Source organism: Pseudoalteromonas sp. Isolate3, from assembly GCF_022398505.1.
In the GTDB taxonomy this organism is placed as follows: domain Bacteria; phylum Pseudomonadota; class Gammaproteobacteria; order Enterobacterales; family Alteromonadaceae; genus Pseudoalteromonas; species Pseudoalteromonas apostichopi.
Genome location: NZ_JAKEVN010000159.1, coordinates 1 through 6,360 on the forward strand (window position 1 = coordinate 1; position 6,360 = coordinate 6,360).

Here is a 6,360-nt window from a genome sequence, read left to right on the forward strand (position 1 = left end):
ATATTTTTATTTAATTCAGCCTTAATTAAGTTTGTTATTTGAGCAATTATTATGTATGCTTGTCTAAATAACACAAACAAGGGTTATTCTCATGCGTGCTTTTAAAATAGGGATCTTAATCGCGTCCGCACTTACGGTTGCTACGTTTGTATCTTTTTCATCTGCCGATGAAGACGACTTTTTAGCAGCGGCGTCTAATTGCTCATGCAATACACTAAGCGCATCGTCATCTTCTGCTCAATGTATGAAAGCTGAACAAGAAACAGGATGGTTTTCTTGGTTAACTGGTGATAGCCGCAGCGCTCAATTCCATTATCTTGATTTACTTGAATTATTAACAAGTAGTGAAGAGTCAAAGAAAGTTAGCAGTTTAGGTTCTAAGTTCTAAATCGCATGAACAAATTCATTAGTGCATTGCAAAGTGTCTTCGCGGCATTTTTTGGTGTGCAATCAGAAGACAAACGTCAAGCTGACTTCAATGAGCATTCACTCAGTACTATCATCATCATCGCGCTCATCTTATTTAGCCTGTTTGTAGCAGCGATTTATTTCACCGTTTCTTTGGTGCTAAATACATAGCCATTAACTCATTCACTTTATTACGTGAACCGCCCTTCGGACTAATAGTTCGCTTCACCTGAATTTCATCAAGTGAAGCTTGGCTATAGATTTTACGAGTCCATACTGTATCGTGATTAGATATGAGCACTGGTGTGTTATTTTCGAATGCAGTTTGCTCAGCCAAATTAGCCAAGTTAGCCTGATCATCTAAATTGAAGCCACCTTTAGCGTAAGAAGTAAATGATGCAGTTTTACTCAAAGGCACATATGGTGGATCGCAATACACAACTGCATTATTAGGAATAAGCTTAAATACCTCGTCATAACCTAAACAAGTAAAGGTTGCTTGCTGCGCTTTTTCAGCAAAAAAGTGCATTTCTTTTTCAGGAAAATAAGGGCGCTTATATTTACCAAAAGGGACATTAAAAATACCTTTAAGGTTGTAGCGACACAAACCGTTATAGCCATGGCGATTCATGTATAAAAATAAAATTGCACGCTCATACACATCACTGCTTTGATTAAACTGAACACGATACTCATAATAGGCTTCAGGGTGGTTATTAAGCTCTACAAACAACTTCTTTGCATCGCTAATAAATTCATCAGGTGTTCGCTTTAGCTCAGTGTAAAGGTTGATCAGATCCGCATTGATATCGTTTAAAATATAATGCTTAAAGTCCGTATTAAGGAATACAGAGCCAGCACCAACGAAAGGTTCAACTAAGGTGTCAGCATCCATACTCGCTTGCTTCAAGCGGGTACGAATATCTTCAACTAGGCTGTATTTTCCACCTGCCCATTTAAGGAAGGCTCTGGTCTTTTGCTGCATCTGCTCTTAACTTCAATTCTGTGTTGCGCGATTTTACACTAATCAGTTTTAATTTACTGATTAAGTGAAGCGATTTCTTGTTTAATTTTACTTATTTTTTTATAAAATGGCTGATTTTTACGCACATTATCAGAAAGTGTTGTTACACCTTTCTTAGCTTCATTCAGTGTGGCATAACTGCCATAAGTTACAATCCACCAAGGCTTACCACTGCGTAGACTTCGGTATGTATTAACCTGCCCTAGCAAATCATTTTCACTAATAAATTTATCGCTAATTTCTGGTTTAGTAACCGCAAGTAATTGGATGACATAATGATCGTCTGGCTGAGTTAAATACCAAGCATTACCTTCAAGCGTTAGCTCAGATTCAGTAGTTTGCTCGAGCGCAGCTACTACCGGCTTAGTATTAGTATTTATCGCTGTCGCTATTTCCTCTGTGCTTTGCTGCTCGCTATCTTGTGCTGCATGTTGTTGCTCAGCAGGAAAAAGGCTATCGACAATCGCAGCAACATTATTGTCATGGATTTCGTTCTCATGACTTTCTTTTTCTGAAGTTTCTACTGGCGGTTGAGCAACTGGGGTGGTATTTACAGCATGTTCAGTAATGGCTTGCTCTGGTTTTGTTAGCTTATCTAACGCTTGTTCTGATACTCGCTCGTCACTTTCTACTTGCCTATTGACTATCGTCTCTGCGGGCAGCGCTGTTGCCACAGCGCTCACTGTATCTTGCTGATAATGCGCTTTCCACCACTCGGTCATATCCGCTTTATACAAAAAGCCAATAATTAACAACATTGTTGTGAGTAACAACAAAATTATATAAAGCAATTTGTAGCTTTTTTCTGGTACTCGAATGTCTGCGCTTTGTTGCTCGGGCTGCCATGCAAGTAATAAAGCTGGATTACCATGAGCCTCTTGTAAAAAGGTGCGAAAAACAGGATCTTCTTCAACCGGCAGGTTATCGAAAAACCAACGCATAAGCTGTTTGCTTTCGCTCAAATTCAGCGCTTCTAGATGAATTTCAACAGCTTGACTAAATTGCCCTACCGACTGGGATGCTATTAAAATGTATAGTGTGCTCGGGCTTTGCTTTGCTAAAATTTCTAGTTGCTGGATTAACTCTTCAGATAAATGACGCCCTCCATCAATCACCCATAAGCAATCACCACAAGGCTGTTGTTTATAAAGTTGATAGAAGTTTTCAGACAAACTCAAAGAGTGGTCTATCAGTGGGTTACTAAAGCTTTGTTCAAGCAGTTCGGTCATAAACTGCTGGTCGGTCATTTTTCCCGACAATTGAACAAACGCCTTGTTAAAGTCGAGGTATTTATCTGTAATAAAGGTTTCTAGTAAATAACTTTTGCCTAGCCCCGATGGACCAAGTAAGCAAATTAGGTTTTGCCCATATTCAAACTGCAGAGCGATTCGATCAACTAGCGCAGCACGGCTAGGCAATATTTGTGATTGCATTAGCGCGCTATTAAATCACAAACCTGCTGATCAGTAACATCACTTACCAGCGCACATTGACCAAATTGGGTTGGAAGAATAAAGCGAATAGTACCTTTCTTATTTTTCTTATCTTTACGCATATGTGTTAAAAATTGCTCACCAGTCATATCTCTTGGAATATCAACAGGTAAATCATACTCAGCAATCAATTTAACAATGCGTTCAACTTCAATAGCAGTTAAATCACCACGGGTTTGCGCTAAACGAGCTGCGAGCACCATACCTGCCGCAACGGCTTCGCCGTGTAACCAATTGCCATAACCCATTTGTGCTTCAATCGCGTGCCCAAAGGTGTGTCCTAAGTTTAGCAGTGCACGTAAGCCAGCTTCTTTTTCATCTTGTGCAACAATCAAAGCTTTAATTTCACAACAACGGTAAATCACATGCTGCAAAGTTTGCTCGTCAAGTGATTTAAGGTTGTTAATATTTTGCTCTAGGTAAGCAAATAATTCAGTGTCGTAAATGAGGCCGTACTTAATAACCTCAGCCATACCTGCAGCAAATTCACGCTCGGGCAAAGTATGCAGCGATTGAGTATCGATGAATACAGCTTGTGGTTGGTAAAACGCGCCAATCATGTTTTTACCAAGAGGATGATTTACTGCCGTTTTACCACCTACAGACGAATCAACTTGCGAAAGCAAAGTAGTTGGCACCTGAATAAAAGGCACACCACGTTGATAACATGCAGCAACAAAGCCGGTTAAGTCGCCAACAACACCACCACCTAAGGCAATAAGACAAGTATCGCGACCACAGTTATGTTCAAGTAAGAACGCCGAAATCTTTTCAAACCACTCAAGTGATTTGTATTGTTCGCCATCAGGGATGGTAAAAGATAACGGGTTAAGATCAGCCAACGACGTCATTACATCATCAAGATATAAAGGTGCAATGGTGTCGTTGGTGATAATGATAGGTCGACAATCGCCGATGTGCTCGCGTAGCCGACCAGTCTCTTTAAGAGCAGATTGACCAATATAAATAGGATAACTTCGCTCGTCCAAATTAACTGTTAATTCAAGCATAGCTAGTTCCCTTTTTATTATTGGTTTTTAAAAATCTAATTTCTCGATGATTTGATTAGCAACAACTTTCGCGCTTTGCTCATCAGTGCGGACAACAAAATCAGCAACTTCTTTGTATAACGGTTCGCGTTCTTCAGCTAAGCGTTCTAATACATCACGCGGTGCTTCTTCTGTTTGCAATAATGGGCGACGCTTGTCGCGCTGCGTGCGTGCAACTTGCTTTTCGATTGGTGTCTCTAGGTATACAACGATACCGCGAGCAGATAGCTTGTTACGCACTTCTTTACTGATCACAGAACCACCACCAGTAGCAAGCACAATACCTTGCATCTCTGTTAGGTCTGAAATTACAGTTTCTTCACGAAGTCGAAAGCCCTCTTCACCCTCAAGATCGAACACCCAAGCAATATCTGCTCCAGTGCGACGCTCGATCTCTTGATCTGAATCGAAAAATTCAAGGTGTAATTGATCAGCAATGTGACGACCAATTGTGCTTTTGCCAGCCCCCATAGGGCCCACTAGAAATATATTACGTTTCTCAGCCATATCTTTTTAGTACAAACGAACTCTAAAATTTGAAATAAAACCCCGCCTAACGACCTGGCCCCAAAATTAAGGAGGGGATTATCTCAGTAATTGCTTGGGTATTTCAAGTCAATTAGCATAAAAAGCCAGATAACGAGCAATTAAACATGCTAATTGCTCGTTGCTTAAGAAAAAATCACTTATTCAATTTGGATTTTTGGTGTTACAAAGATTAACAGCTCTTTTTTCTCGTTAAATTCACTCGTACTTTTAAACAACGCACCAAGGTATGGAATATCACCTAACAGAGGTACTTTCTTAGTTGAGTTAACGATTTGCTGTTGGAAGATACCACCAAGCACCACAGTTTGACCATTTTCTACTAATACCTGCGTTTGGATCTCTTGGGTATTAATTGCCACAGCAGAACCTGTTGGAGTTTGCACTGTATCACCGCGGGTATCTTGTGTAATAACTAGGTCCAAAATGACCTTATTGTCAGGCGTGATATGTGGCGTTACTTCTAAGCTCAACACCGCTTTTTTGAAAGTTACCGTAGTTGCACCACTTGATGCTGCTTCAACGTACGGGATCTCTGTACCTTGCTCAATGCGAGCTTTTTGTTGGTTCGCCGTAGTAATACGTGGACTTGCGATAATCTCACCACGGTTTTCTTCTTCAAGAGCACTTAGCTCTAAATCTAATATTGTACCGTTGGCTAACTTAGCTATTTGTACACCAATGCTACCAGCAGGACTTGAAACAGGTAAGTTAACATTTAAGCGGTCAGAAATACTTGGAATATTATCGTAAGAGCCAGCACCAAACATACCACCGGCACCATCTAATGTGCCAGAAATAGCGCCATCACTACCTACATCGCTGATCCCCCAACGAACACCTAAGTCTTCTTGGACATTATCATTCACTGTCACCATACGTGATTCAATTACCACTTGTTTAACAGGAATATCTAAGGTTTCCACCATACGGCGCACGCTTTCGATGCTTTTGGCTGTATCTTTGATGAGTAAAGTATTGGTACGTTTATCAACAGAAACACTGCCTCGTGAAGAGATTATGCTATTGGTGTCTGTTTTTAAAAGATCAGCAAATTCTTCAGCTTTTGCATAGTTAAGGCGAATATATTCACTGTAAAGCGGCTCCAAGTCTTCAACTTGCTGCTTAGCTTGAAGCTCCTTTGCTTCACGAGCGGCTAACTCCTCTGCAGGAGCCACCATCAAGATAGTGCCATCCATACGCTTATCTAGGCCTTTAATCTTCAGCACCACATCAAGTGCCTGATCCCAAGGAACCCCGCTTAAACGTAAAGTGATATTGCCTGTTACAGAGTCACTTGTGACAAGGTTAAATTCGTTATAACCAGCAATAATCTGTAATACAGAACGAATAGGAATATCTTGAAAATTAAGACTCATAGGGCGGCCTTGATATTCAATTCCACCATCAAGGTATGCGCGCTGAGTATCGTCTTTTTCAACTGTTAGGGTAAAGATGTTTTCAATTTGTTGGTGCGTAAACTTAAATGCCGCATTTGGTTCAACCTCAATGCGTGTTATGTTGCCTTCTTTGAAGGTTTCAATGTTGCTTACGACCGTTCCAAAATCAATCACATCTAATTGATATAATAAATCGTCTAAAATATCTGTGTGGTGAAACTCAGCAATGATTTTGCCACCGCTTTCATACACATTAATTGCCGCTTGCGTATTTTGTAAAAAGACTAATAGACGCGCTTCACCTTTTTCACCACGACGAAAATCAATCGACTGTACTGTGTTAATATAGTTATTAGAAGCGGTTAACCCATCCTTTGAGTCATCTGTTGTAATCGGATTGTCTGAAACATGCAAAGTAACAATGTTGTCTTTCGCTGTTG

7 protein-coding genes are annotated in these 6,360 nt (G+C 40.3%); 2 read left to right on the forward strand and 5 right to left on the reverse strand.

Going from position 1 to position 6,360, the window contains the following annotated elements:
• Nucleotides 1–91 precede the first annotated feature (91 nt).
• Nucleotides 92–388, forward strand: coding sequence for a hypothetical protein (locus L1D46_RS19170; protein ID WP_239978055.1), 297 nt, complete (start codon nt 92–94; stop codon nt 386–388).
• 5 nt (nt 389–393) lie between these two features.
• The gene (locus tag L1D46_RS19175) at nt 394–579 is read left to right on the forward strand and encodes a DUF2970 domain-containing protein (protein WP_239978056.1); all 186 of its coding nucleotides are present in this window, start codon (nt 394–396) and stop codon (nt 577–579) included.
• Here L1D46_RS19175 and L1D46_RS19180 read toward each other — a convergent pair.
• From L1D46_RS19180 to L1D46_RS19200, 5 genes are all read right to left on the reverse strand, one after another.
• A complete protein-coding gene (locus L1D46_RS19180; RefSeq protein ID WP_130049791.1) occupies nt 551–1,393 on the reverse strand; it encodes a Dam family site-specific DNA-(adenine-N6)-methyltransferase in 843 nt (280 codons plus the stop codon). The genes L1D46_RS19175 and L1D46_RS19180 overlap by 29 nt on opposite strands.
• A gap of 53 nt (nt 1,394–1,446) precedes the next feature.
• Complete coding sequence (locus tag L1D46_RS19185) at nt 1,447–2,865, reverse strand: AAA family ATPase (protein ID WP_130049792.1); 1,419 nt, start codon at nt 2,863–2,865, stop codon at nt 1,447–1,449.
• The gene (aroB, locus tag L1D46_RS19190) at nt 2,865–3,935 is read right to left on the reverse strand and encodes a 3-dehydroquinate synthase (RefSeq protein ID WP_130049793.1); all 1,071 of its coding nucleotides are present in this window, start codon (nt 3,933–3,935) and stop codon (nt 2,865–2,867) included. Before aroB ends, L1D46_RS19185 begins: the two co-directional genes overlap by 1 nt.
• Before the next feature lie 27 nt (nt 3,936–3,962).
• The gene (gene aroK / locus L1D46_RS19195) at nt 3,963–4,481 is read right to left on the reverse strand and encodes a shikimate kinase AroK (protein WP_036973192.1); all 519 of its coding nucleotides are present in this window, start codon (nt 4,479–4,481) and stop codon (nt 3,963–3,965) included.
• Nucleotides 4,482–4,660: 179 nt separating this feature from the next.
• The coding region (locus L1D46_RS19200) for a type IV pilus secretin PilQ family protein (protein WP_239978057.1) at nt 4,661–6,360 on the reverse strand (1,700 nt) is incomplete at its 5' end.

Coding starts and splice junctions, on each gene's coding strand:
- L1D46_RS19170 (WP_239978055.1), top strand. CDS start 92: ATGCGTGCTTTTAAAATAGGGATCTTAATCGCGTCCGCACTTACGGTT.
- L1D46_RS19175 (WP_239978056.1), top strand. CDS start 394: ATGAACAAATTCATTAGTGCATTGCAAAGTGTCTTCGCGGCATTTTTT.
- L1D46_RS19180 (WP_130049791.1), bottom strand. CDS start 1,393: ATGCAGCAAAAGACCAGAGCCTTCCTTAAATGGGCAGGTGGAAAATAC.
- L1D46_RS19185 (WP_130049792.1), bottom strand. CDS start 2,865: ATGCAATCACAAATATTGCCTAGCCGTGCTGCGCTAGTTGATCGAATC.
- aroB (WP_130049793.1), bottom strand. CDS start 3,935: ATGCTTGAATTAACAGTTAATTTGGACGAGCGAAGTTATCCTATTTAT.
- aroK (WP_036973192.1), bottom strand. CDS start 4,481: ATGGCTGAGAAACGTAATATATTTCTAGTGGGCCCTATGGGGGCTGGC.